Annotated in this window: 24 protein-coding genes and 1 other RNA gene; 14 read left to right on the top strand and 11 right to left on the bottom strand. The window is 42.5% G+C overall.

The window, feature by feature from the left end; all coding sequences use genetic code 11:
• Positions 1 to 11: 11 nt before the first annotated feature.
• Together RH061_RS14910 and recU are read right to left on the bottom strand one after the other, a co-directional pair.
• Positions 12 to 2,567, bottom strand: a complete 2,556-nt coding sequence (locus RH061_RS14910) for a PBP1A family penicillin-binding protein (protein ID WP_311071311.1) — start codon at positions 2,565 to 2,567, stop codon at positions 12 to 14.
• 32 nt (positions 2,568 to 2,599) lie between these two features.
• Positions 2,600 to 3,217, bottom strand: a complete 618-nt coding sequence (gene recU / locus RH061_RS14905) for a Holliday junction resolvase RecU (protein WP_311071309.1) — start codon at positions 3,215 to 3,217, stop codon at positions 2,600 to 2,602.
• 123 nt (positions 3,218 to 3,340) lie between these two features.
• Here recU and RH061_RS14900 point away from each other — a divergent pair, with 123 nt between their 5' ends.
• The 3 genes from RH061_RS14900 (at position 3,341) to RH061_RS14890 (ending at position 5,552) form a co-directional block, all read left to right on the top strand.
• Positions 3,341 to 4,327 (top strand): DUF2515 domain-containing protein, encoded by a 987-nt coding sequence (locus RH061_RS14900; RefSeq protein WP_396654895.1) that lies wholly within the window; start codon positions 3,341 to 3,343, stop codon positions 4,325 to 4,327.
• A gap of 449 nt (positions 4,328 to 4,776) precedes the next feature.
• On the top strand, positions 4,777 to 5,031 hold the full coding sequence (locus RH061_RS14895) for a hypothetical protein (protein ID WP_311071305.1): 255 nt from the start codon (positions 4,777 to 4,779) through the stop codon (positions 5,029 to 5,031).
• Positions 5,032 to 5,162: 131 nt separating this feature from the next.
• Entirely contained in the window at positions 5,163 to 5,552 is a 390-nt protein-coding gene (locus RH061_RS14890) for a YppE family protein (RefSeq protein WP_311071303.1), read from the top strand.
• Between the two features lie 59 nt (positions 5,553 to 5,611).
• Here RH061_RS14890 and RH061_RS14885 read toward each other — a convergent pair.
• A protein-coding gene (locus RH061_RS14885) for an IS3 family transposase (RefSeq protein WP_311071301.1) occupies positions 5,612 to 7,167 on the bottom strand; the annotation gives its coding sequence in 2 pieces (ribosomal slippage) (positions 5,612 to 6,528 and positions 6,528 to 7,167; 1,557 coding nt in all).
• A 95-nt stretch (positions 7,168 to 7,262) separates the two neighbouring features.
• Positions 7,263 to 7,460 carry a YppF family protein gene (locus RH061_RS14880; protein ID WP_311071299.1) on the bottom strand — a complete coding sequence of 66 codons (198 nt, stop codon included), beginning with the start codon at positions 7,458 to 7,460 and terminating at the stop codon, positions 7,263 to 7,265.
• 191 nt (positions 7,461 to 7,651) lie between these two features.
• On the opposite strand from RH061_RS14880, the gene RH061_RS14875 reads away from it, so the two are divergent.
• Positions 7,652 to 8,230 (top strand): YppG family protein, encoded by a 579-nt coding sequence (locus RH061_RS14875; RefSeq protein ID WP_311071298.1) that lies wholly within the window; start codon positions 7,652 to 7,654, stop codon positions 8,228 to 8,230.
• Positions 8,231 to 8,675: 445 nt separating this feature from the next.
• Here RH061_RS14875 and RH061_RS14870 read toward each other — a convergent pair whose 3' ends face one another.
• Positions 8,676 to 9,149 (bottom strand): Hsp20/alpha crystallin family protein, encoded by a 474-nt coding sequence (locus RH061_RS14870; RefSeq protein ID WP_311071297.1) that lies wholly within the window; start codon positions 9,147 to 9,149, stop codon positions 8,676 to 8,678.
• Positions 9,150 to 9,363: 214 nt separating this feature from the next.
• Between RH061_RS14870 and hcp the strand changes: the two genes are divergently transcribed.
• Positions 9,364 to 10,665: a hydroxylamine reductase gene (gene hcp / locus RH061_RS14865; protein ID WP_311071296.1), complete on the top strand. Its 1,302-nt coding sequence runs from the start codon at positions 9,364 to 9,366 to the stop codon at positions 10,663 to 10,665.
• A gap of 90 nt (positions 10,666 to 10,755) precedes the next feature.
• Here hcp and RH061_RS14860 read toward each other — a convergent pair whose 3' ends face one another.
• Positions 10,756 to 11,448 (bottom strand): Crp/Fnr family transcriptional regulator, encoded by a 693-nt coding sequence (locus tag RH061_RS14860; protein ID WP_311071294.1) that lies wholly within the window; start codon positions 11,446 to 11,448, stop codon positions 10,756 to 10,758.
• Positions 11,449 to 11,654: 206 nt separating this feature from the next.
• On the opposite strand from RH061_RS14860, the gene RH061_RS14855 reads away from it, so the two are divergent.
• From RH061_RS14855 to RH061_RS14815, 8 genes are all read left to right on the top strand, one after another.
• A complete protein-coding gene (locus RH061_RS14855) occupies positions 11,655 to 13,931 on the top strand; it encodes a DEAD/DEAH box helicase (protein ID WP_311071293.1) in 2,277 nt (758 codons plus the stop codon).
• Between the two features lie 16 nt (positions 13,932 to 13,947).
• Entirely contained in the window at positions 13,948 to 15,225 is a 1,278-nt protein-coding gene (locus RH061_RS14850; RefSeq protein WP_311071291.1) for a ribonuclease H-like domain-containing protein, read from the top strand.
• 386 nt (positions 15,226 to 15,611) lie between these two features.
• Positions 15,612 to 15,929 (top strand): CotD family spore coat protein, encoded by a 318-nt coding sequence (locus tag RH061_RS14840; protein WP_311071288.1) that lies wholly within the window; start codon positions 15,612 to 15,614, stop codon positions 15,927 to 15,929.
• Positions 15,930 to 16,050: 121 nt separating this feature from the next.
• On the top strand, positions 16,051 to 16,611 hold the full coding sequence (locus tag RH061_RS14835) for an SLOG family protein (RefSeq protein ID WP_311071286.1): 561 nt from the start codon (positions 16,051 to 16,053) through the stop codon (positions 16,609 to 16,611).
• A 116-nt stretch (positions 16,612 to 16,727) separates the two neighbouring features.
• Entirely contained in the window at positions 16,728 to 17,027 is a 300-nt protein-coding gene (gpsB, locus tag RH061_RS14830) for a cell division regulator GpsB (protein ID WP_213369514.1), read from the top strand.
• Between the two features lie 83 nt (positions 17,028 to 17,110).
• Positions 17,111 to 17,499: RNase P RNA component class B (gene rnpB / locus RH061_RS14825), an RNA gene on the top strand.
• A 131-nt stretch (positions 17,500 to 17,630) separates the two neighbouring features.
• Complete coding sequence (locus tag RH061_RS14820; RefSeq protein WP_311071284.1) at positions 17,631 to 18,773, top strand: THUMP domain-containing class I SAM-dependent RNA methyltransferase; 1,143 nt, start codon at positions 17,631 to 17,633, stop codon at positions 18,771 to 18,773.
• Positions 18,774 to 19,053: 280 nt separating this feature from the next.
• The gene (locus RH061_RS14815) at positions 19,054 to 19,278 is read left to right on the top strand and encodes a hypothetical protein (RefSeq protein ID WP_311071283.1); all 225 of its coding nucleotides are present in this window, start codon (positions 19,054 to 19,056) and stop codon (positions 19,276 to 19,278) included.
• 107 nt (positions 19,279 to 19,385) lie between these two features.
• Here RH061_RS14815 and RH061_RS14810 read toward each other — a convergent pair whose 3' ends face one another.
• The 5 genes from RH061_RS14810 to RH061_RS14790 all read right to left on the bottom strand — a co-directional run bounded on the left by RH061_RS14810 (position 19,386) and on the right by RH061_RS14790 (position 22,208).
• Positions 19,386 to 19,691, bottom strand: a complete 306-nt coding sequence (locus RH061_RS14810) for a metal-sulfur cluster assembly factor (protein WP_311071281.1) — start codon at positions 19,689 to 19,691, stop codon at positions 19,386 to 19,388.
• A gap of 13 nt (positions 19,692 to 19,704) precedes the next feature.
• Positions 19,705 to 20,958, bottom strand: a complete 1,254-nt coding sequence (locus RH061_RS14805; protein WP_463675594.1) for a hypothetical protein — start codon at positions 20,956 to 20,958, stop codon at positions 19,705 to 19,707.
• Positions 20,955 to 21,170: a DUF2249 domain-containing protein gene (locus tag RH061_RS14800; RefSeq protein WP_214908490.1), complete on the bottom strand. Its 216-nt coding sequence runs from the start codon at positions 21,168 to 21,170 to the stop codon at positions 20,955 to 20,957. The genes RH061_RS14805 and RH061_RS14800 overlap by 4 nt, the downstream gene beginning before the upstream one ends.
• Position 21,171: 1 nt before the next feature.
• The gene (locus RH061_RS14795) at positions 21,172 to 21,411 is read right to left on the bottom strand and encodes a DUF2249 domain-containing protein (RefSeq protein WP_311071279.1); all 240 of its coding nucleotides are present in this window, start codon (positions 21,409 to 21,411) and stop codon (positions 21,172 to 21,174) included.
• Positions 21,412 to 21,518: 107 nt separating this feature from the next.
• On the bottom strand, positions 21,519 to 22,208 hold the full coding sequence (locus RH061_RS14790; protein WP_311071278.1) for a Crp/Fnr family transcriptional regulator: 690 nt from the start codon (positions 22,206 to 22,208) through the stop codon (positions 21,519 to 21,521).
• Between the two features lie 223 nt (positions 22,209 to 22,431).
• Between RH061_RS14790 and RH061_RS14785 the strand changes: the two genes are divergently transcribed.
• Positions 22,432 to 24,795 (top strand): nitric-oxide reductase large subunit, encoded by a 2,364-nt coding sequence (locus tag RH061_RS14785; RefSeq protein WP_311071277.1) that lies wholly within the window; start codon positions 22,432 to 22,434, stop codon positions 24,793 to 24,795.
• Position 24,796: the final 1 nt, after the last annotated feature.

The following is a 24,796-nucleotide window of genomic DNA, read 5'->3' as shown; positions in this document are numbered from 1 at the left end:
GGAAGGGGATATTATTCGCCTTCCCCATCATCGTTGGCATCGCCGCTAGTGTTCCCATTATTATCTCCGTTGCCATTGCCATTGCCATTACCATTACCATTTCCTTGATCATTCCCTTGATCATTCCCGTCCCCTTGGCCATCATCATTGCCTTCACCGTTCTCGCCATCTTCATTTTCATTCTCATCGTCCTCTAGATCTGGCAGTAATGGTTCAGGAACTTCGACTTTAAGTGTTGCCGGGTCGGATCTCTGTTCACCACGGATAGCTGTAACCTTGAATGAGTATATACCGCCAGGGACCACATTGGCGATTTTCAGACTGGTTTCTGCTGTAGTGGTCAATTGCTGTTCCGGACCTTCGTCAAGTGACGCTGTCACCTCGAATTGGATTCCATCTCTGTTCTCCTGATCGATATCCCATGTCAGGAGCATTTCATTTGTCGTTTCATCATATTTTGCTTCAAGCTTTGAAGGAGTTTCGAGTTTTTCAAACTTCTTGGAAGTTTCCTTAGGAACATTTCCCTTCACAGCCCACTCATAAAGGATTTCCTCCTTAGGAGTGAATTCACTGGCAAGCTTTGCAGGCATTGTGCCTTTTTCGACTTTAACTCTTTCAACACTCTTTGGTACCGTAAAATCAGGTGTATCTACATCTTTTGATACATAGGTCATCAGATTCTTGAAAAGAGTCTGTGATATTTTTTGTTCATTACCATAAAGTGCAGTCTTTCTGTCACTATAACCCGTCCAGACAGATGCTGTATATCTTGTTGTATAGCCAACGAACCAGGAGTCAGGAACACCGCCATCCTTGATTCCCCATTTATTTATTTCATCTTGTGTGTAATTTGTTGTTCCTGTTTTTCCGGCAACATGAAGGTTGGAGATGTTTGCGAAATTTGCCCCAGTTCCTTGCTTGATCGCCGTCTTAAGCATATCGGAAATCATGAAGGCTGTGTAATCCTTCATGACCACTTCAGTTTCAGGTGTTAAGTCAATTTCTGTCTTGTCTCGGAGCACAACCTTTTTGACTGAGTATGGCTCTGTAAAGAATCCATTGTTTCCGAATGCTGCATAAGCTCCTGCCATTTCAATTGGCGCTATTTCTTTGGCACCAATCGATGCTGATTCGTAAAAAGGATCATCTAGAGTTAAACCAAGATTTGTCCCGAACTCCCTTGCCTTTTCTAGACCTACAGCCTGGAAGGCCTGCAGGGCAGGGATGTTGATTGATTTTGCCAGAGCCATTCTCATGGTCATGACTCCGTTATACTTATCATTCCAGTTACCGATGGGTTCGCCGTTTGAATAGGTCATAGGCTTATCTTCTAGCATATGATAGGTGCCCCAGCGCAAATGCTCAATCGCCGGTCCATAGTCAAGAATTGGCTTGATGGTCGATCCTGGCTGTCTAGTTACATCAATCGCATAATTCAATCCGCGTTTGACCTGCTGTTTTCGACCGCCGCCTATCGCGCGTATTTCACCGGTTTTAGTATCCAGAAGGGTGATGCCTGCCTGCATTTCATCATTCGGAAATTGAACAGCCGCATCTGTATTCAGGATATTCTCCACATGCTTTTGTGCATTTTGATCGAGTGTTGTATATATTTCAAGGCCATCGGAGAAAATATCAAAATCGGTTTTTTCGGTAACTTCCTCAATTACCATGTCCACGAAGGCATCGAACGGTTCTTCGTTCTTATTCTTCCTGTTTTCTTCCTTTACCAGGCTGGATTCAACAGGAATCTTCTGTGCCTTTTCCTTTTCTTCCTTGGTAATGAAACCATGCTGATGCATCAGATATAATACTGTGTTCCTTCTCTTTTCAGCGTTTCCAGGGTTTGTAAAAGGGTTGTAATTATTAGGACTCTGCGGCATACCTGCAAGCAGGGCGGCTTCATGAAGCTCAAGCTCGCTTAGGTCTTTGCCGAAGTAAGTTTTTGATGCTGTCAGGACTCCATGCATATTCTCAGACATATAGATCTTATTTACATACATTTCAAAGATTTGCTCTTTTGTATATTTCTGTTCGAGCTGGTAGGCAAGCCATGCTTCCTGTGCCTTCCTTGAGATCGTTTTTTCAAAGCCAAGGAAGTAGTTTTTGACAACCTGCTGTGTGATTGTGGAAGCACCTTCGGATCCAAATCCATCCGTTATGTTCGCCAGAACGGCGCCTCCAAGACGGATGACGTCGATTCCATTATGTTTATAGAATCTTACATCCTCTGTCGCTAAAAACGCGTTTTCCACTAGCTTTGGTATATCTTCATAGGCAACATAGTCCCTATTCTGCGACCCTACTTCTGTTACAAGCTCTTTGTCTTTATCATAGATTTTGGAGGATATAGGATCTTTGAGCAAGCTTTCATCAAGTTTTGGTGTATCCTGTATCATGAATGCAAAGGTGGCGATTCCGGTCAGCATGCCAATTATGCCAAGGGCAATCAGCGTAAGGAAAATTTTCTTGAACATTCCTTTATTCGCTTTCTTGCTTTTTGTTTTCTTACTCTTGGCTGCCTGCTGTCTTCGGCGCTCCTCCCTAGTTTGAGGTTTCTGTGCCATATATAGTTCATTCCTTTCTCGCAATAAAAAAACTAACTAAGTTTATAAAGATAATCGATAACTTTTATATAGTCAATCCTTGGATGAAGGCCAAGAGGGATCTGGTGGCCCGATTCGATGACCTCTTCCTTTGTGATTGACTTCCTGCCGCCTGTGATCATTCTTTCCCAAAAAATAAGCAAATGGCTGGCTTCAAGCAGGTAGATCTCTTCCTCGGTTGAGAAGCGGAGAATCACAAAACATATGCCTCCTTGCTCAAGCACGGCTTTCATATGGACTATTTGGTGTTCGTGAAAGTTTTTCAAAGGAAATGATGTTGAAAACTTTGTCTCTTTTGCTTCAAAATCAATGTATTTACCTCTGTAAACTCCATTATAGTCTGTAGTAGAAGCTTGTTTAAAGTATGCCTCTTTTATAACAGCTGCACTCCTGCGTGGGTAATCCACATTAACGATCTGGACAGGTGTAGGCTTTTTATGGATTACCGCTATGCCGCGGTCAAGATAGTAGGAGTTTGTATCATTCAGGTCCTCCTCTAACGTCATACCTCTATTACTATAGGCTGCGTTTTTCTGCATCCTGGCTTTTTTTGCCGGCTCTTTATTTGTATTTGGAGCATATTTTTTCCCATTTGGATAATTGAAAATCAAGCTAACCACCTCGCAGACTACTCTATATCATACCAAATATCGACGGACTTTGGTTGAATAAAAAGCCTCATTTCAATTCACCCTATAAAGAACCTATAGAAAAGGAAGAGAAAAGGTGTGTCAATAACCCAAAATCCTCAATTTCACCAGCTGCTTGACCATGAAACCGAGCTCATAGAAAGGATCAGGCTGCAAACAGATGAAAACAATCTGGATAATATCTCAAGAACAAGTGCCTATCTTGATTTCTATCTGGAATATCCAGAAATGATCTGGGCGTTCCTCGCCAGCATGGTTTCAAGGAATGGCGGTTATAATATGTGCGACCTGGAGGGAGACTGGTTCTCGAAGTTCCTGGATCCTCCTATCCGTAAGCGATTGTTCCTCACATATGAAAGGGCGAATTGGCTGATTTTCCGCGATGCCTATTCTCAGCTCCTTTTATACTCTTATTCGACGAAAAAAAGCTTACCAATGTTTCACTTGCTGAAATTCCTCGATGTTTCAACTTTCATGGAAAAGGAATGGAAGGTATTTTGGGAACATGGAGATAAGAAGAGGCTGATGACTGCTTTGATCATTAATGAACAAAACGTGATTCATAATCCTGTCATTCAGCATCCGATATACAAGAAAAGAGTCTTCAATACCATGATGTTTTCCTTTGAAGACCATTTGCATTTCAGTACTGTCCTTTTTCCGACGTGCGAGGGAGAACTTTACGGAGCAAGTGTGAATGGATTCAAGTCTGTCAGTAAAAGAATCAACCTTGGCAAGCGGCTTGCATCCATTTTATTTGACCAGCGATACTATCCATTATTTTTAGAATTTGCGATCCATACGGAGCATACTGCTTCAAGACATGACTATGAACAATACTTTGTTAATCAGAAAAAAAGAGATACTCCATTCCTTCGCTGCACATACCCCATCATCCAGCATCATTTCCATAGGCAAGGTGACTGGTATAAAGAGAGGGGACTGCGAAAAAAATGGTTCAGCCAGGACCTCAACCACAGGCATCCTGTTCATCTGACACAGTGGTACAAAAAAAAACAAAAACAATTGCATGCTATGATTTCAATGAAGGAGTTATTCACCAGTGACTGAACCAAACAAAAAAGCAAGGAATCTCCTTGCTTTTTGTTCATTAATCCAGCTCCTGGTTCTTCGAAGTCGCGTTAGGATTTTGGGTCATTCTGCCGGACGGTTTGGTCCTTCTAGCTTTTTGTCGCCATATCCTGTTTTCTTCTCGGCGGTTTTACCAGGCTGCTGCGCAGTTTTCTGTTGTTTTTTATTCATGTAAACACCTCCCGAGTTTAGTTTGTTCATTTGCTCGTTTTTCATTCGGTAAATGGATGTCGAAGGCTGTAACTATTGTTGCTGAAAAGCACTTTGTTTGGCGAATCCCTTCTAGTTTTGTCAACGTTGAAGGAGGTTTCAGCGAGAAGTAGAATTTACAAGTAAAGTTACTATATTTCCGTAGATCAGATTCTTTGATGTGCAGCGAAAATTAATCTGCCAGCCAATAAAGTTACTATAGTAAGGAGAGATGTCCGATGAGACCAGGAATTGAAAAGGAAGAGATTTTAGGGATGTTGACGGATATGGCCCATAGCCTTGAAGTGACAGATATGAACCTGCATGATTCGATGACGGAAATCCGAAAAACAATGTATGGGACTCATTCCATCCATTTGGCAGAAACCCGCATTCTTTTAGAGACAATGGAAGGGAAAATGCCTCAGTCAATGAACCCTGCGTTACAGGCAAAGTCTGAGGAGCCCTCTTTAAAACTTGAATTGAGTTTTTAATATATAATAGAATAGGTTCATCGTTAAGTAGCTTTTATACAGAAGGCTGCTTTTTTCTTTGTATGATGATAAGGTGCTCGATATTGATAGGCAAAGGCAAATAAAATTGAAATAAAGAAAGTGTGATGAACGTGGAATTGGAAAATAACATTCTTTCATTATCCCGAAAGTTGCTGGAGAATGTGGACACTGCTCTTAATAGATTTCACCATTCCAAGGAAGAGGGAGTCAGGGGCGACTTTCATACTGAAGTAAAGCCATTTGCTGATGAAATCAAAATGGCCGCAGATGCCTGGAGAGAATCTGCTGTGCAATGGGTAAGGAAAAATAGACCGAAGAATCTTCATGCTAATCAAATCGAAACAGCCGCTGACTATTTGGAAGTCATCTCTGTTCAGGCTTTTTTTCCAGAAACAAGCAAAAAAAGATTCCTCGACCAGGTGCAGTCCGTACAATACATCTTAAAAAGCATGATCATAGCCATTGAACAAGCTGACATTCAGCATGGCGGCGAAAGATAAAGAAGCACCAGTTCTGAACTGCTCCCCGTCAAGTAGACAGTGGAAATAATAAAAACAATCTAGGCGGCTTTAGCCCTGAATTCTAAGGGGCTAAGGCCGTTTAATCTTTTTTGGTAACGTTCATGATTATAAAAGTATATGTACTCATCAATCGCCGCAGAAAGCTCTTCAAAGGTCTTATATTTCTCCATGTAATATTTCTCGCTTTTCAGTGATCCCCAAAAGGATTCCATTGGACCATTGTCAATACATCTTCCGACTCGGGACATACTTTGAGTCATCTGTGCTTGATCTATTCTTTGTTTAAATCCAAAATGGGTATACTGAAAGCCCCTGTCGCTATGTATAAGTGGGCGGTCACCATTCAGTAGGGCCGTGGCCTGATCCAGCGTATCAAACACCAGTTTATTGTTGTTGGAATGTCCAAATACGTAACTAACGATGGCTCCATCATGTAAGTCTTTAATTGCACTCAAATAAGCCTTTTTTGCTTCTCCATACTTGAACTCAGTCACATCAGTTACCCATTTCTCATTAGGACTTTCGGCTTGGAAATTACGGTCTAACACGTTTTCTGCGACGTGTTGAGGGGTTGACTTTTTATATCGATTTTTCTTTTTCCGAATAACGCTTTGAATGCCGACAATCTTCATCAGCCTATAGATTCGCTTTTCATTGAAGCTCTTGCTCAACCTTCTATTCAAAGTCATCGTAATCCTGCGGTAGCCGTAGATTCCTTTAACCTCCTCATGGAGAGCCTTCATTTCTTCTACAAGTATCACATTCTGACATTCACGCTTGGAAGGTGTTCGCTTCAGCCATTTATAATATGCAGACCTGGCCAACCCCGCAATTTCACAAAGCATAACGAAAGAGAATCCTTCTTCTTCGTGAAGTTCCTTGATAGCGATATATTTCTCCTCAAGGCGTATCTGGCTTATCTTCGCCTCCTTTCGATCTCCTCTAACTTTTTTAGGAATAAGTTCTCTGCGCGTAATCGCTCATTTTCACTCGCAAGCCTCTTCATCTCCAATTTCATCTTCTGTTCTGGGGAGAGTTCAACTTCTTCCTTTTTCCTCCCTCGCTTATCCCGAAGGGCTTCTTCGCCGCCATCCTCATACTTTTTAACCCATTGATATACTTGTTGGTAAGAGACCTTAAAGGTCTCAGCTGCCTTCTGATAATCCTTGCCGTTCTCAAGGCAATAGAGCACAATCTCTTTTCGTTCATTTATGGTAGTGTTTCTTCTAGTCATAGTGTTTGTCCTTCCTTTGGAAGTGTCCTTTAATTCTCTATGACTATTATACTTGTTAATCCATTTCTGGAGGACTCGTCTACATGAGATTTCATACTTTCTGATAACATCATTTTGAGAGTAGTCCCCACTAAGATAGTCCTGTACAGCCGCCAGCTTAAGTTCCTTAGAATACCTCTTCCAGGTAGAAGACTTCTTTAATCCTTCTGCTCCGTATTTTTCATACCTGTAGACCCAATCATAAATTGCATGATCATTTACTTTGTATATAAACTTCAGCTCTGAAATAGAATGGCTACCCTTTTTTAACGCCTCTACGATCTTGATTTTATCTTGGAATGAATATGTCCTTTTTGACATAAAAAATACTCCCCTTTAAGTAAACAGATTTTTATTTTTTAATCTGTCTACCTAAAGGGGAGCATATCATTCAGTGAACTGGTGCTTCTACGTGTTTAAATGGATATTTCTTTCTGTTCTTCAGGGATGACGGCACCTTGCAATTCCAGCTCACGAACCAGGTTCCGGTATTCTAAAATGGTAATTTCATTCTGAATATACGATTTTTTAGTGAAATCAAGCAATTCATTTACATGTTCCGGAGTATATGCTTTTGTCTCGGCAAATAGAGTTTTCAGTTCGTGAACGTTCATCTTTCATCCTCCTCCATCATTTGAAATAATCGTATCATGAAAATACGATTGGTAATTATTTTTCAAAAATTGAAACTTCCGACAACATATTTCACCATTAGACAAAACCGGAAGTACCTTCCAGCCTTATCACCAACTGGGCGGCCATAACATATAATATCGTAATGAAAACCCGGAGGAGGATGTTCGCCATGTTTGGCCGCAGAAATAAGACGAATTCCCATCATCCACAATGGTGGGAAAATCAACATTACCCGGATCCAAATTTTATATATGGGAATCATCAAGATATGAACCGGCAGCAACCGCTCCCTCAGCAATATAACCCTTCATATTGGAACGCGATGCCAGGAAACTGGCAAAACCCATATATGCAGCAGGAGAACCCGGTGAATTCATATACAGGGCAGGGAAGTCCGGTGAATCCCTATATGCAGCAGGGAAATTCCTATTGGAACCAAGTTAATCCAATGGCTGGGAATAAAAATGACTATTCAAAAATGCTTTTCCAAAATCCGCTTGAACCTGAGGGTGACCCTATTTATGGCTACTATAACCCTCAAGCAGACTATCAGAATTTCAATCCATATCCTCAATATGCGTTCATGCCGAAGCAGTCAACTGGTCTGCAATCGATCATGAACTCGTTTAAAAGCCAGGATGGCAACCTGGATGTCAACAAAATGGTGGATACAGCCGGTCAGATGATGAATGCAGTGACCCAGGTTTCTTCGCTGGTCAAAGGACTTGGGGGGATGTTCAAGGTTTAGCGGAGATGGGGATCTCCTTTATTCCCGAAATGCTATGGTGGGATTGAAAAGTCAAAAGAGCAAACAAACAAGCAGGCCGCCTGCTTGTTTGTTTTTTTGCGTTGTTGTCATCCATTGTTGATTTTTATGTAGGTTTGAGAATTTATAAGCGGAGAAAATCCGGCTATTGTATAGTTTAAAAGCTTATGAAGCAGTAATAAGCGGAGATATTCCGGTAAACTGCAAAAAATAAGATGAAATTCAACGATTTGAATTGAATAACCGGAAAAACGACCCTTATTTTTAAGGAAATAAGGGTCGTTTCCGATTTAAGCAAAATTTTTACGTCTATTTTCACACACTGTGAACCAATATTTACAGAGCACTTTTTTAAATAGATAAAGTGAAAATCTTCAATTCGAGAATCGGCCAGCTCCAGCTCTTGGCAGGTAAGGCCAAGGCAGCCTCATTCATCCTGATCTAATATATCAATTTTCTTGCCTTGCTTTTTTGCGACCTTGACTTCAAGCAGTCCATCTCGGTAGGAAGCGCGGGTTCTTCTTTCATTGACAGGAACAGAAAAGGGAATTGTCCTGCTTAACCGCCGTGTCGAAGCCATGTGCTTTTCTGATCTGGCGATATCGTTGATTTCTGAAGTGACGTCAGTTTGGTTGACTAATATCGTCAGGGAGTTATTGATGATATTGATGGAGATTTGGTCTCTTTTTACTCCTGGCAATTCCGCTTTCACAATATACTCTTTTTCTGTTTCATTTAAAGCTATATTGAAAGGGGAATGTGGAAAGGGCTGTCTGAAAAAATCATCAATGCTTTGCAATATACCTTTTACCGGCTTCTCTTGCATCAGTTGATTCATAGATTTGAACCATTGTTCAAGGGCCTCATGTTTTTTTGGGCGGTCAGGATGGTTGGTTGCCATCGATGAACATCCTCCTCTGCAGAAATTCTTATATTAGGTTATGTGAAGAGGAATGTCCCTGTTCAATGTTGAGTGTTTTTATAGCTTCATCATATCGACTTGGTTTTTTGAACACTTTGTGAAAAATGCCTTTAGTGTGATTTAGGTCACATAACCAGATTTTCATCCTCTGTATGCTGTAAAAGTAAATAACGCAGAAGAGGGGAATCCACATATGTTTTGTTACCAATGTGAACAAACGCCGACAGGAGGATGTAAGGTTGTTGGTGTTTGCGGAAAAGATGAAACAATCGCAAGTCTTCAGGACACAATGATTTTTGCTTTGAAGGGAATCGCAGCATATAGAACACATGCAAATCAGCTTGGCTTCACAGATCCATTTGTTGACGCTACAACCCATGAAGCATTATATATGACATTAACGAACTCGAACTTTAATGTTCAAGAACATATCGATATGGCAATGAAGGTTGGCCAGTCAGCTGTACGTGTGATGGAAATGCTTGATGAAGCACACACGAGCCGCCTTGGAATTCCGCAGCCTGTGAAGGTAAGCCAGAATAAGATCGAAGGGAAGGCAATCGTCGTCACAGGACATAACCTGTTCGCACTGGAAGAATTGCTTAAACAAACAGAAGGTAAGGGAATCAACATTTATACTCACTCCGAGATGCTCCCGGCCCATGGCTATCCAGCATTGAAAAAGTATCCTCATCTTAAGGGGAATATCGGAAAAGCCTGGTTTGACCAGCGCCGACTGTTTGAAAAGTTCCCAGGGGCAATCCTGGCTACGACAAACTGTGTCATGCCAATCAAAGGTTCATATGCAGACCGTATGTTTACATATGAAGTAGCAGGCCTTGAAAATGTAAGGAAAATTGAAAATGATGATTTCTCAATGCTGATTGAAAGAGCATTGGAATTGCCTGAAGCAAATATGGAATCAGAAGAAACATTAGTGACAGGATTCCATCACGAAACAGTGATCGGCCTTGCCCCAGAGGTCATTGAAGCTGTTAAGGCCGGCAAGATCAAGCGCTTCTTCGTCATTGCGGGCTGTGACGCACCAGGTAAAGGCGGCGAATATTACCGTGAGCTTGCAACATCTCTGCCTCCTGAAGCTGTGATCCTGACTACTTCATGCGGTAAATTCCGTTTCAATGATGTAGATTATGGTGTAGTCCCAGGAACAAATATCCCTAGATACCTGGATCTTGGTCAGTGTAATAACTCTGTATCCACTGTGAAAATTGCGAAGGCTCTTGCTGATGCGTTTGAATGTGACGTTAATGAACTGCCTGTAAGCATCGTACTTTCTTGGTTCGAGCAAAAAGCTGTTGCAATCCTGCTTGGATTATTCAGTCTTGGAATCCAGGATATCCGCATTGGACCAAAGCCGCCAGAATTCATTTCTGATGGAGTGATGGAAGTACTTCAGGATACATTCAATCTGAAGCTGATCACCACTGCACAAGAAGATATGGAAACAATGATGGGATTAAGCAAAACTAAATAATAAAATAGAACGCCCGGAGCTGGCTCCGGGCGTTTAATTATGGTTGCTTTGAGGATATGTCTATCCAGTAAGGTATAGTATGGAGAAAAATTAAACAAGCTCATCCATTAAGACATCAGGGTCCAATATCATGTTCCCGTTTGAATCGGTAAGGATAAGTTCATCTTTTTTCATTTTAGTTAACGTCCTGCTTACCGTTTCCCTAGTCGTCCCAATCATATTGGCGAGGTCTTTATTGGTGAAATCAGCTTTCAACAGCACCTTGCCATCCTCCTGTTTTTCTCCATGCAGTTCACCTAATCTGATCAAAAGCTTTATGATCTGTTCATAGGTGTTGTTCAGTATTTGTGCTTCAAGTCTTTCCTGAAGGTCAACAATTTTTTCACCAAGCACCTTGAATACCTTGATGCTCAAGTGGGGATTATCCACAAGGACTTTCTCGAATTGTGAAATCGGGACGACGACAAGGCTTGCCTGCTCCAAAACCTCTGAATAACCTGGGTAGCCGCCTTTCCGGAAAAAACCGACATGCGGGAACATCTCGCCTTTTTTCAGGATGGCCACAATCTGCTCCCGGCCATTTGCGTCACTTTTATATATTTTGACCTTCCCTTCATGAATGAAATACACATTTTCAAGCGGATCGCCCTGCATGAAAATATGGCTGTTTTTCTTCCATTCCCGCGAGATTGATATATCTACAATTTTATCAAGTTCATAATCATCAAGGTCCCTGAACAAAGAAAACTTGGACAGGACACTTTTCACCTCATTTTTATCCAAAAAAAACACCTCAATTAGCTGTTTGTTCCTTCTATTTTAGCAAATGGTTGTATTAAATGACACCACTGATTGCTTTATGGACAATTGGATAGCTATAAAAATGATCAGTCAGTTGACATGCCAAAAAATAGCATTGTATTTAAATGCACTTTTATCTTTTGCAACGAACATTTATTCGGTAAAATAGTGATAATGAGGTGAACGCTATGAAGGTCCGGAAAAGCATGCAAGAAATATTGCAAGACTTAAAGGTTAGTGAATCGGTAAAGAGGAATATTGTCCACTGGCATACGATTGAAGAAAGAGAAGCCCGAATAGAGGAAATGCCCGAGGACTTAAGCGGGATTTTAAAAGGAGCATTAGAGAGAAGGGGAATTTCCCGTCTTTACACACATCAGAAGTCCTCCTATGATCAAATCATGCAGGGTCAGAGCATTGTGGCTGTCACTCCGACTGCATCAGGAAAAACATTATGCTACAATCTGCCAGTGCTTCAATCGATCATTGATGATCCGAACGCAAGAGCTCTGTATATGTTTCCTACAAAAGCGCTTGCCCAGGACCAAAAAAGTGAAATCAATGAATTGATCCAGGAGGCGGAGCTGGCAATCAACAGCTATACATATGACGGAGACACTCCGTCTAATATACGCCAGAAGGTGAGGAGGGCAGGGCATATCGTTATTACAAACCCAGATATGCTTCATTCTGCAATCCTGCCGCACCATACAAAATGGGTTTCGCTTTTTGAAAATCTTAAATATGTCGTTATTGATGAATTGCATATTTACAGAGGGGTCTTTGGCAGCCACGTGGCAAATGTCATAAGAAGATTAAAGAGAATTTGCAATTATTATGGAAGCGATCCCGTTTTCATCTGTACTTCGGCCACGATTGCGAACCCGCTTGAGCTGGCTGAAGGTCTGACTGAAAAGGAAATGGTGTTGATCGACAATAATGGAGCTCCGACAGGGCGAAAGCATTTTTTATTCTATAATCCGCCAGTCGTCAATATCCCGCTGAATGTCCGAAGAAGTGCGACACTTGAGACGAGGAGGCTCGCAGGCGAGTTCCTGAAAAATAAGATCCAGACCATCGTTTTCGCAAGAAGCAGGGTGAGAGTAGAAATCTTGCTGACTTATCTCCAGGAGCTTGTAAAACATAAGCTGGGACCAAAGGCGATCAGAGGATACCGGGGAGGTTATCTACCGACAGAAAGGCGAGAAATTGAAAAAGGACTGCGTTCTGGTGACATCTATGGGGTAGTCAGTACAAATGCACTGGAATTGGGTGTAGACATTGGCCAGCTCCAGGTATGTATCATGAACGGTTACCCTGGGACGATTGCCAGTGCCTGGCAGCAGGCAGGACGGGCAGGGCGCAGGCACGGGGAATCGGTTGTCATCATGGTGGCAAGTTCCAGTCCGCTTGATCAGTACGTGATCCAGAATCCTGATTACTTTTTTAACCGCAGTCCGGAAACAGCAAGGATCAATCCAGATAACTTGATTATCCTGATTGACCATATCAAATGCGCTTCCTATGAATTGCCATTCAAAAAAGGCGATAATTTTGGTGCAGCTGAAATTGAAGAGATACTTGAATATTTGACAGAGGAGCGGATCCTGCATCAGAACGGAGACAAATGGTTCTGGATGAACGATGCTTTCCCCGCGCACAATATCAGTTTGCGTTCAGCGTCGCAGGAGAATGTCGTGATCATCGATCAGTCAGATGTAGCCAATGTCAGGGTAATTGGAGAAATGGATACTTTTTCAGCGATGACTTTGCTGCATGAAGAGGCTATTTACCTTCATCAGGGTATCCAATTCCAGGTGGAAAAGCTTGATTGGGAGGAGAAGAAGGCCTTTGTCCGGGAAGTGGATGTCGATTATTTTACCGATGCCAATCTTGCTGTCCAGCTTAGTGTCCTTGAAGAAGATAAAATGAGGGGCAATGAAGAAACAGAAATTGGTTATGGAGATGTCAGTGTAAGGGCAATGGCAACCATCTTCAAAAAAATCCGCTTTGAAACCCATGAGAATATCGGTTCTGGACCGATTTTCCTTCCAGAAGAGGAGCTTCATACAAGCTCAGCTTGGATATCTTTGAACAAGGAACTATCCGAATTTGGTGATGACCGCCTTGAAGAAGGATTAATTGGCACATCACAGGCACTAAAGCATATCGCACCATTATTTGTCATGTGTGATCCTTCGGACGTGCATGTAGTCCCTCAGGTCAAGGCTGCCCACAATGAAAAGCCAACCATCTTCTTCTATGACCGCTACCCGGGAGGAATCGGGTTAAGTGAAAAAATATATAGCGGAATCGAAGAGATCCTGAACCAAACAAAGCAAATGGTCTTGAACTGCCAGTGCTCTGAAGGATGTCCGTCTTGCATCGGAACAGATACGACATCGATCCACTCTAAAAAAGATGTAGTAAAACTGCTGAATTTATTCCTTAAAGCAGCTGTATAGGAAAGGAGGGGGGAATGTGAGCCTCAAAAATAAATTGAACAGACTAAAACCCCATATTAAAAGCGGAGTTGAAAGACCAAAGGCGGAGCCGGCGATAGTAGAAGAAACGCCAGACATCCCGTTTCTTGATGTCTGGGAACAGGAACAGGTTTCCCCCTTCTATTTTGATGGGCAATACTGTTTGGTCAGGGAAGTAAGTTATCCTCTTGACCATCAGCATGGCAATCTCCAATTCGGTGACCTTCTGGAGGCTGTTTCGCTATGGAACAAAGAGCAGACAAAGCATCCGCTTTCCGCAGTCGGCCACCGTCCGGATGATCTGGTGTTTTTTGATACCGAAACGACAGGGCTTGGGGGTGGTGCTGGGAATACAATATTCCTGCTAGGCCATGCTTCGATATCAGGGGAATCGGTGAAATTGAAACAGCATATCCTGCCGAATCCGGGGGCGGAAGTAGCACTTTACCAGAGCTTTTTAACGAATGCTGATTACACAACACTGGTTACTTATAATGGCAAGGCTTTCGATTGGCCACAGGTCAAAACGAGGCATACCCTTGTCCGTGACCATGTTCCCAAACTGCCATCCTATGGCCATTTTGATTTGTATCATGCAGCAAGAAGGCTGTGGAAGCATAAGATTGAGCGGATGAAGCTGAGCATTGTGGAGCAGGAGGTATTGGGCCTTGAAAGGAAGGACGATATTCCTGGCTTTTTGGCACCGATGATTTATTTTGATTTTCTGGAGCGGAAGAACCCTGAAGGCTTATTGGGGGTCATTAAGCACAATGAAACGGATATCCTGTCATTATTGACTCTCTATACACATCTAACCTTCCAGATTCTTGGGAGGGACTGTTCACAAACACCACGGGAGACTTACGAGGTGGGTCGCTGGTTCTCCTACCTTGGGCAGTCAGAAAAAGCGAAGCAAACATTCAAGGGTCTCCTTGACGATGGGAGTGTGGAAGAGATTTCAGCCAAGCACGCACTGGCTTTTGAGTATAAAAAGCATAAAGAATGGCATAAAGCTGTCGAGCTTTGGTCAGAAACTGCAGCCAAAGGAAATAGTAAGCAGCAGAAAGAAGCGTGCATCGAACTGGCCAAGCATTATGAGCATCGCGAAAAGAATCTTGAGCTGGCTATAAAATATTGCCGGCTTGCTGAAGAAATTCACCAGAAGGATAATGGTACAGCAAAAAAAGACATGATTTTTACAGAAGAGCTCGAAAAAAGGATCAGGAGGATTTCCCGAAAAGAATTTCCCGGGGAAGCGCATAATTCGCCAAAATAAATCGGTTTCATGGCAGGTTTCGCCAAAGAATATGTAATTGTAACAAAATTTTAACATTTAACCTTTAAAAACCTGTAATATCCTGTTGTATGTATGGTTACGACGTTGTAAAATGTAAAATTGTATGGTGTAAAAAAACAATATAATTTTACGGGGCGGGTTTGATGTATAAAGCGGTATTAGTTCTATATTTTGTCGTGATCACTCTCATCGCTGTTATTTTCAGCGGTCTTAAGGACAACTTTTACACATTCCTTTAAGAATCCAACAATGGACTCCATTGCAGATTCTTATGAAAAATAGGTGTTTTCATTAGTACAAGACGCATGACTTCTTCATAGGCTGATAATGTAAACAATAAGTCTAAATGAAAGGAGTTATGCACTATGCACTGCAAGCCTACACATGTATTGCCAACAGTAGTTCATCCTACTAAGTGCTGCACGAACCATAACTTTATAAACAATGTGGTTCCGCATGTTCATCCAACACACACTACCAATGTAAACCACATCAATTATGATCATGTCCATTATTTCCCGCAAACACAGTCCACAGTTAATCAGGTGACACACCAGAATCATTATGGCGGACCTGGTCCAGTGCCAGGCGGAGTGGCTCCAGTTGGACCTAGACCACGCCCGGGATTTGGCGGTCCAGGATTTGGTGGACCCGGATTTGGCGGTCCAGGATTTGGTCGATAAAATGACTTCAACAAGGGCTATTGCAGCCCTTGTTTTTTTAAAAAATTCAGGTGTAATTTTTAGAGCTTAAGGGGAATACCTTCAATATGGAGTTATGACGAATAAGTTCAAAGGAGAAAGCATGGCAAAAGTAGCTGCGATATCAGGTTATAAACCTTTTGAAATTGGCGTATTCCAGCATGATCATCCAGCGGCTGAATACATAAAAATGGCGATCAAAAAAAGCTTGATCCCTTTAATTGAGGAAGGCCTTGAATGGGTTATGATCAGTGGACAGCTCGGTGTAGAACTATGGGCAGGCGAGGCAGTATTCGAACTTCAGGAAGAATATCCTGACCTCAAACTATCGGTGTTCACTCCCTTCCTTAATCAGGAGGAAACATGGAAGGATGCAAATAAAGAGTGGTATGAATCCGTGCTTGCTGGAGCTGACCATGTCGATTCCATCACGAAAAAACCTTACGAAAAACCATGGCAATTCAGGCTGAAAAACCAATTTCTAATAGAAAAAAGTGATCTGCTGGTCCTCCTATACGATCCTGAAAAGGAAGGCAGTCCTAAATTCAAATATGAAACAGCCAAAAAATATCAAGAAACAAACGAATATGAAATAAGATTAATCACCTTATACGATTTACAAATGGTAGTAGAAGAAGAACAATTGAAGCAGCAAGGTTTTTAATCATAAAATTTCCTGTTTGTACAAACACGAAATAAGCCTTATGAAAGAAAAATTGACAAATCGCCGTCTTTTTGAAAAAATAAATGTGACGATTGGGGTATATTGAGGTGAATGGAATGCTATCCGATAAAATTCAGTTAACTGCTAAAGATATCTTAGAAAAAGAATTCAAAACTGCAATGCGTGGTTACAAGCCAGAAGATGTAGATAAGTTTCTTGATACGATCATCAAGGATTATGAAGCGATGCAGCAGGAGATTGAGGAGCTGCAACAGGACAATCTTCGCCTAAAGAAACAGCTTGATGAAGCTTCGCGCAGACCAAGCACACAGGCAGCTGGCACAACGAATTTCGATATCCTTAAAAGGCTGTCGAATCTTGAAAAGCATGTTTTCGGGGATAAGCTTTACGATTAATCCAGCATTTGCTAGTTTTTGAAATGTATTACCATTGCTTTTCCAAACGATGTTTCATATAATGTTTCTTGTAGCTGTTAATAACGTTCGGGTAATCGCTGCAGCACTGCTGCAGAGGAAAGTCCATGCTCGCACAGGCTGAGATGCCTGTAGTGTTCGTGCCTGGCCAATTCATAAGCCAGGGCAGTCGGGCTCACGCTTGGCTGACGGCCGGGAAAATGCCTAAGTCGGCAACGATATGGCATGAATACCTATAAAAGTGCCACAGTGACGGAGCCTTCCGAGAAATCGGAAGGGTGGAACGAGGTAAACCCCACGAGCGAGAAACCCAAACGATGGTAGGGGCACCTTCCTGGAGGAATTGAACAAAGGGAAGGACAGATGAGTTCTCATCTGTAGATAGATGATTACCGCCGGAGTACGAGACATTTGGTCGTTTGCAGTACGAAGGTACAAAACATGGCTTACAGAACGTTATTAATGGATTTGTATGAGTGTTTACTAAAGCTCTCCTTTTGCCAGGAGAGCTTTTTTTATGTATATTTAGTCTATTGGGCAACTTAATAATGGATTACATAGATATTGGATATAAAGGGTGAAACGATGAAGAATTTCGATATAATCGCTACGTCTGCAATGGGTTTGGAAGCCATCGTTGCAAAAGAAGTCCGTGACCTTGGATATGAGTGCCAGGTTGAAAATGGGAAAATTACCTATAAAGGAGATGCGCGCGTTATTGCGAGAAGCAATATGTGGCTGCGTACAGCTGACAGGATCAAAATTAAAATAGGTGAATTCAAGGCTTATAGCTTTGACGAGCTTTTTGAAAAGACAAAGGCGCTTCCTTGGGAAGAGTTTTTGCCGGAGAATGCTGAGTTCCCTGTTTCGGGCAAATCAGTGAAATCCAAGCTTTTCAGCGTATCCGACTGTCAGGCAATCGTGAAGAAAGCAGTCGTCGAACGTTTGAGAACATCTTATAAGAAGACTGGCTGGTTCGAAGAGAACGGTCCACTTTACAAGATTGAAGTTGCGTTGCTTAAAGATGTTGCCACAATTACAATCGATACAAGCGGAAGCGGTCTTCATAAGCGCGGCTACAGGACAGGCCAGGGGGAGGCTCCGTTGAAGGAGACCCTTGCAGCTGCTTTGGTCATGCTGACCAACTGGAATCCGGACAAGCCTTTTGTTGACCCGTTCTGCGGATCTGGAACGATTCCGATTGAAGCTGCATTAATCGGACAAAATATTGCGCCTGGCTTTAACAGGGAATTTGTATCGGAAGATTGGCCGATTTTTCCCGATTCAGTTTGGGACGAAGTAAGGATGGAAGCGGAAGACCTTGCAAATTACGATCAGCCACTAGATATCAGCGGCATGGATATCGACCACCGTATGGTGAAAATTGCTGAAGAGAATGCTTTTGAAGCCGGACTTGGCGACTTGATTACATTCAAGCAAATGCGTGTCCAGGACTTTACGACAAAGAAAGAGTACGGTGTCATTGTTGGCAACCCTCCATATGGGGAGCGATTGGGTGAAAAGAAAGCTGTAGAAGAAATGTACAGCCAGATGGGCAAGGCATTTGCTCCGCTCGATACATGGTCCATCTATATGCTGACATCGAATGAGGACTTTGAACAAGTGTACGGAAAGCCGGCAACAAAGAAGCGGAAGCTGTTCAATGGGTTCATCCGCACAGATTACTACCAGTACTGGGGAAAGCGCCCACCAAGAACCGATAAATAAACAAGAAGTCTCCTGGATGACCAGGAGGCTTTTTGGTATTTAAAAAGTTGGCTCTGTTAAAGCAAAATGTTGTTTTTTTAACTCCCTGTTGATTGTAGTGGAAGGCGCGAAGACTCCTGCGGGATAAGCAAGTCATGGGGAGACCCCGCAGGCGCTTAAGGGCTGAGGAGGCTCCCCGACTGCCCGCGGAAAGCGAAGCGACTGTAACGAAAATCAACAGCCAAGTTTAACAGAGCCAACAGTTAGAGATACATGGGCAAATTTTCAGGAATAAATAAAAGTGAAGGTGAATAAAATATACTTATATTTGAATTTTGCAGGAAACGGAGGGATGGCAATGAATTATTCTTTTATCGACTTCCAGCGTATATCTAAAGCTCTTACTACTAGTACCGAGGCTTTGCGAAATGAAATCCAGACTGATGAAATGCAGTTGGCAGAATTGCAGGAAGCGGAAAACAACTTACGTCAGGCATTGTCATTTGGCCTTTCAACACCTAAATAATCACATGCAAAAAACGCTTGGAATCCAAGCGTTTTTTTACTTTCCATAAGACTTTTAGCCAATTTAGAAGCTGTTCTGTTTAAAAAAATTGAGCGTAAAACCCTCCATTAAAAGCCCTGAAGCAGTCTTTTTCCATCCTCCGTCATCCGATCCGGTGTCCAGGCCGGCTCCCAGGTCAATTGGACGTCTGCATGGTCAATTTCCTCCATGCCTTGTACGCAATATTTTATGCCGCTGGCGATGCTGTCATGAAGAGGACAGCCTGGTGTCGTTAAAGTCATTAATACTCTTGCAGTGCGAGGTTCTGGTACATCGATTTCATAAATCAAGCCTAAATCTACTACATTAATATTTAATTCTGGATCGATCACAGTTTTTAAATTTTCCCTGATTTTATCCTTTAATTCGTTCATTATAATTTCCCCCTTATATGGTTATCACTTTTGCGATGATGTAGCTGAACAGGACCGTTCCTATAACGATCAAGCCCTGGCCGATATAAAAGATTGGCATCAACTTGACTGTGAATGAAAGTAAAAGAAGAATTGTACCGGCAGTGAAGATAAGGAAAAGAGGCAATGCCAACTTTTCATCCATCATGTCCTTTAATGCAGGGACTTTCTTTTTGCCGATTTCCTTGCTGTATTTATGAGTCCACCACAGGAATGGAACGATTTTATACAAATAACCGATGATGCTGAATGCGATCCAGGCTATTAAATAGAGTAAGATGATCGGTCCTGCCATTGTTGAAAACAGATTTGCTGCACTTGCTGCCAGTGCGGCTAAGTGGATTAATGCCCCGCAGCCGATGGCAAATAAAGCGAACATGAAGGGACGGTCGAGTTTCTTCTTCACGCGCTTATCAATGATTTTTTTAACATGCCAGCTAAAAGTCAAGAAACCAGCTAATAAGAAGAAGGTTCCAGACACTTCGAGCAAATGGCTGCCTGTCATGAAAGAAAATATTAAGAGAAAGATGCCAACAACATAAATAGCGAAAACAAAGGGTGCAGGTTTCATGGAATATCCATGTGAAAGTGAGAACATCGGGACCATTTTATAGGAAAAACCAAAGATCAATAATGAGAACCATCCCACGGTACCCAGCAGGATATGAGTTTTAAAAATGGCTTGATAATATTCTGATGCAAAGCCTGTCTTCATGCTCATTACTAGTGTGATACCAAGTGAAATGGTAGCAAGCAGGGAAAATAGCGCAGTCCCTACGAACAAAGTCAGGATATTTGGCTTTGCCTGGCTTTGCAGCGTCATGAACATTTGGAAAATGAACATCAAGATGCCGAGCAATGTCAGTAGTCCTGGAATCATGGCATCCTGTGGACGAAAGTACAGTGCGCCAGCGAAGGAAATGATTCCTGCTACCGTAACTGCCAGCTGCCAGAACCCGAATCTTTCATTCCAGATTGGTGTCAGGAAGGCGACAGGGACCAGCTGGTACATTGAGCCCATAGCGACCATCAGTGCCCACCCAAGCACGAACAGATGGGCAGCCGACCAGATTGCCGGAAGCCTGAATATACCGGAAACAAGAAGGTCGCCGTTCAGCAGGATCAGCAGCTGCGAAAGGACCAAGGCCAGCATGCTGAAGCCGATGAAAGAAAAAGGTAGTTTAATATTTGTCTCGTTGCCACTGCTTTGTTGAAACAATTCAATCACCCCGCTTTTCGGGAAATCGTCACACGATAGCTGCCGTCTTCTTGCTGTTCAGTCAAATAAATATAGCCCAGTTCATCCAACTGCTCGAACAGGAACATTGGTCGGCGGTCATTAATGATGATAAGCGTCTGCCCTGCTTCAAGCTCTTCAAGCTTCGCGAGCGTCCTCATCATTGGCTGAGGCGGTTCAAGCCCTCTATTATCTAGGATCATCTTACTTCCCTCCCGTTTTAGTAAAAGTGATTTTATAATGTTTTGCTTCGATCTTTTCAACCTCGTGTTCAAAACCCTTTGCTTTTAACACTCTATAAAGCGGAACAGGCTTAAAAGGAGCATGGAGGATCAGGCTGTCATTCAATTGCAGCTCGCCAATGGCCTCCATGATTTTCTGGAAAGGCTCCAGCTTGTTATTGATATCCTCACGCACATCCAATTCAATCGTTCTGTGTTCCATATCGATCAGCTCCTAATTACAATAGTTGGTATGATTAAATGATAATCATTTTCACTCTTTTCTTCCGTGATGGGCATCACTTAAACTCGAAAACTTACTTTTTCTTGTTAAAACAATTCCTGATGCAATTTTTCATGATCGATCAGATAAAAACCTTCAGCGTCCAAGCTTAAGTAATCCTTCTTTTTTAAATGGTTGATCGTTCTGCTGACGGTTTCCCTCGAAGTACCGATCATGTTGGCAAACTCTTTATTGGTAAAATGGGTGGTTAATTTGAAACCATGCTCTTTCTTTTCACCATTTGTCTTGCATAGTCGAAGCAACAGCATGATGATTTGCTCGTAGGTATTATGAAGAATCTGTTCCTCAAGTCTCGCCTGCAAATCGATGATTTTCTCACCAAGTACGCGGAATAACTTAATAGAGAGTTCAGGATAGGCAACCAGGATTTCTTCAAATTTAGAAATTGGGACGATGATCATCTGTGTGTCTTCCATTATTTCCGCGTGGGCGGGATACTGGCCTTTCCTGAAGAAGCCAGCGTGAGGGAACATCTCGCCAGATTCAAGGACCGACACAATTTGTTCTCTTCCTGAAGAGTCTGTTTTATAAATTTTCACCTTCCCTGAATGGATGAAGAACACCCGGTCAAGCGGATCTCCCTGCATGAAGGCATACATTTTATTTTTAAAGAATCTCGGCTGGGCGATTTCCACAATTGGATTCAGCTCATCCTGTGATAGTTCTTTGAATATAGGAACTTCTTTCAATTGCTGTCTGATTTGAGATATATGCATATCAATCTGCTCCTCTAACTATTGAATTCATTATCTATCGTAAATTTTATCAAGAGATTAATAAGGGTTAAGTGACCTGAATCATATTTTGACGTATTTATGAAAATAATTATCATCGCTGTGGGAAATATCACACCTGACAAATGAGGAACTTCACAAACTTTCCATCGCATTCCCTTTATGCTTAGGTTGTAAATCAATCAGGAAAGGGGATGTATGGTAGATGGAAATCCAGCATGGAACATCCAAGAAGACAGTGGTCAAGAAAAATACAAACTCACTGTTAAAATCCGTACTCATCATTACATTATTACTTAGCTTTACAGTACTCCTGACAGGGGGTTACTGGATTTTTAAAGATATGGCTCCGAGGCCGCTTGAAGTCACAAGCGAAAAAGGAGAGATCATCTTAACGAAAGAAAGCATCATGGGAGGGCAGGCTGTCTTCCAGAAATATGGTTTGATGGATTATGGAACTGTATTAGGACATGGTTCTTATATGGGGCCTGATTATACAGCAGAGGCACTAAAGATTTATTCTGATGGGATGCAAGACTTCAGGGCACAGGAAAAATACGGTGAAGATTTCGAAGGCTTAGCAGAGGATGAACAAACAATCATCCGAGACACTGTCATGAAGGAAATGCGTGAAAACCGTTATGTGCCTGATAAAGATAAGCTGGTATTGACAGATGCTCAAATTTACGGGCACGAAAAGGTAAGGGAATTCTATCATACAATTTTTACAGAGGGTGACCAATGGGGTCTGAAGCCAGGGTTGATCCAGGAAAAACATATGCCTGATGGAGAACGGGCCTGGGTCTCAAAGGGCGACCAGATTGAACAGATCGCTGATTTCTTTTTCTGGACAGCTTGGCTTTCAAGTACAGAAAGACCAGACGATGAAATCACTTATACTAACAACTGGCCTTATTATGAAGACGCAGGGAACACGATGTCATTTTCGGCAATCTGGTGGAGCGGGGCGAGCGTGACCATATTGATCTTGTTCGTCGGATTGATCCTCTTTGTCTTCTATCGTTATCACCTGGGAATGCAAGAGGCTTATACAGCCGGGAACTTCCCGAAAATCGATTTGAGGAAGCTGCCGCTTACCTCTTCGCAATTGAAAACAGGCAAGTATTTCGCAGTTGTATCTGTACTGTTCTTTGTCCAGGCAATGTTCGGAGCCTTGCTTGCTCACTATTATATCGAGCCTGACAGTTTCTTCGGGATGAAGTGGGTCCATGATATCCTTCCATTCAACATTACAAAAGGCTTCCATCTGCAGCTGGCGATTTTCTGGATAGCAACTGCATGGCTCGGAATGGGTATATTCATCGCTCCACTGGTCGGCGGCCATGAACCAAAACGCCAGGGATTACTAGTCGACATCCTTTTCTGGGCACTAGTTGTACTTGTAGCTGGCAGCATGATCGGCCAATGGCTCGGTGCTAACGGCTACCTTGGCAACAATTGGTTCCTGCTAGGTCATCAGGGCTGGGAATACCTAGAACTGGGACGTATATGGCAGTTCATTCTTGCAACCGGAATGCTGATCTGGCTGTTCATTGTATTCCGCGGCATCAAGGGTGGCTTGAAAAGGGAATCCGACAAAGGCGGATTGATTCACCTATTGTTCTACTCAGCAATCGCTGTACCAGCCTTTTACTTCTTTGCTTTCATGATCAATCCAGGTACACACTATACCTTTGCTGACTACTGGCGCTGGTGGATCATCCATCTATGGGTAGAAGGTATTTTCGAAGTTTTCGCAGTCGTAGTCATAGGATTCTTGATGGTCCAAATGAAGCTTGTCACAAAGAAATCAACCATAAAAGCATTATACTTCCAACTGATCCTTCTGATGGGAGCAGGTGTCATCGGTATCGGTCACCACTATTATTACAATGGTTCTTCAGAGGCTTGGATTGCATTGGGTTCTGTATTCTCTGCCCTTGAAGTCATCCCGTTGACATTGCTCATTCTGGAAGCATACGAACAGTACAAAATGATGAGGGATGGGGGAGTGGATTTCCCTTACAAAGGGACATTCTGGTTCTTGATTTCAGTAGCGATCTGGAATCTGGTTGGTGCAGGGGTACTTGGCTTCCTGATCAACCTGCCAGCAGTCAGCTTCCTTGAGCACGGCCAATTCCTGACACCTGCCCACGGCCACGCGGCGATGATGGGGGTATATGGAATGTTCGCAGGAGCAGTACTGATCTACTCATTGCGCAATATTGTGAAGCCAGAAAAGTGGAGCGACAAGTGGGTAAAATTCATTGTCATCATGCTGAACGTCGGTTTGGCTGGCATGGTATTCCTGTCCTTGCTGCCAGTAGGCTATCTGCAGTTAAAAGAAGCTTATTTCAATGGCTATGCTGCTTCCCGCTCAGCTCAGTTCTTACAGCAGGAGACAGTTGAAATGCTCCTGACGTTGAGAGCGATTCCTGATTCAATCTTCTTGATTGGTGTAGCTGCGCTGGCAATATTCAGCGTAAAAGCACTGTTCAACCTGCGTAAAGTGACACATAAAGAAGGAGAGCAACTGCCTGTAAAAGATTTGGCTGTTGATGAAGAATAAT

Origin of the sequence: Mesobacillus jeotgali, assembly GCF_031759225.1 — a bacterium.
Taxonomy (GTDB): domain Bacteria; phylum Bacillota; class Bacilli; order Bacillales; family Cytobacillaceae; genus Mesobacillus; species Mesobacillus jeotgali_B.
The sequence above is the reverse complement of the archived record's forward strand: the minus strand, read 5'-3'. Positions and strand labels throughout refer to the sequence as shown.

What these genes read in the sequence shown, in the direction of transcription:
- RH061_RS14910 (WP_311071311.1), bottom strand. Translation starts at nt 2,567, where the DNA reads ATGGCACAGAAACCTCAAACTAGGGAGGAGCGCCGAAGACAGCAGGCA.
- RH061_RS14895 (WP_311071305.1), top strand. Translation starts at nt 4,777, where the DNA reads ATGAGACCAGGAATTGAAAAGGAAGAGATTTTAGGGATGTTGACGGAT.
- RH061_RS14880 (WP_311071299.1), bottom strand. Translation starts at nt 7,460, where the DNA reads ATGAACGTTCACGAACTGAAAACTCTATTTGCCGAGACAAAAGCATAT.
- RH061_RS14875 (WP_311071298.1), top strand. Translation starts at nt 7,652, where the DNA reads ATGTTTGGCCGCAGAAATAAGACGAATTCCCATCATCCACAATGGTGG.
- RH061_RS14870 (WP_311071297.1), bottom strand. Translation starts at nt 9,149, where the DNA reads ATGGCAACCAACCATCCTGACCGCCCAAAAAAACATGAGGCCCTTGAA.
- hcp (WP_311071296.1), top strand. Translation starts at nt 9,364, where the DNA reads ATGTTTTGTTACCAATGTGAACAAACGCCGACAGGAGGATGTAAGGTT.
- RH061_RS14855 (WP_311071293.1), top strand. Translation starts at nt 11,655, where the DNA reads ATGAAGGTCCGGAAAAGCATGCAAGAAATATTGCAAGACTTAAAGGTT.
- RH061_RS14840 (WP_311071288.1), top strand. Translation starts at nt 15,612, where the DNA reads ATGCACTGCAAGCCTACACATGTATTGCCAACAGTAGTTCATCCTACT.
- RH061_RS14835 (WP_311071286.1), top strand. Translation starts at nt 16,051, where the DNA reads ATGGCAAAAGTAGCTGCGATATCAGGTTATAAACCTTTTGAAATTGGC.
- gpsB (WP_213369514.1), top strand. Translation starts at nt 16,728, where the DNA reads ATGCTATCCGATAAAATTCAGTTAACTGCTAAAGATATCTTAGAAAAA.
- RH061_RS14820 (WP_311071284.1), top strand. Translation starts at nt 17,631, where the DNA reads ATGAAGAATTTCGATATAATCGCTACGTCTGCAATGGGTTTGGAAGCC.
- RH061_RS14810 (WP_311071281.1), bottom strand. Translation starts at nt 19,691, where the DNA reads ATGAACGAATTAAAGGATAAAATCAGGGAAAATTTAAAAACTGTGATC.
- RH061_RS14800 (WP_214908490.1), bottom strand. Translation starts at nt 21,170, where the DNA reads ATGATCCTAGATAATAGAGGGCTTGAACCGCCTCAGCCAATGATGAGG.
- RH061_RS14795 (WP_311071279.1), bottom strand. Translation starts at nt 21,411, where the DNA reads ATGGAACACAGAACGATTGAATTGGATGTGCGTGAGGATATCAATAAC.
- RH061_RS14790 (WP_311071278.1), bottom strand. Translation starts at nt 22,208, where the DNA reads ATGCATATATCTCAAATCAGACAGCAATTGAAAGAAGTTCCTATATTC.
- RH061_RS14785 (WP_311071277.1), top strand. Translation starts at nt 22,432, where the DNA reads ATGGAAATCCAGCATGGAACATCCAAGAAGACAGTGGTCAAGAAAAAT.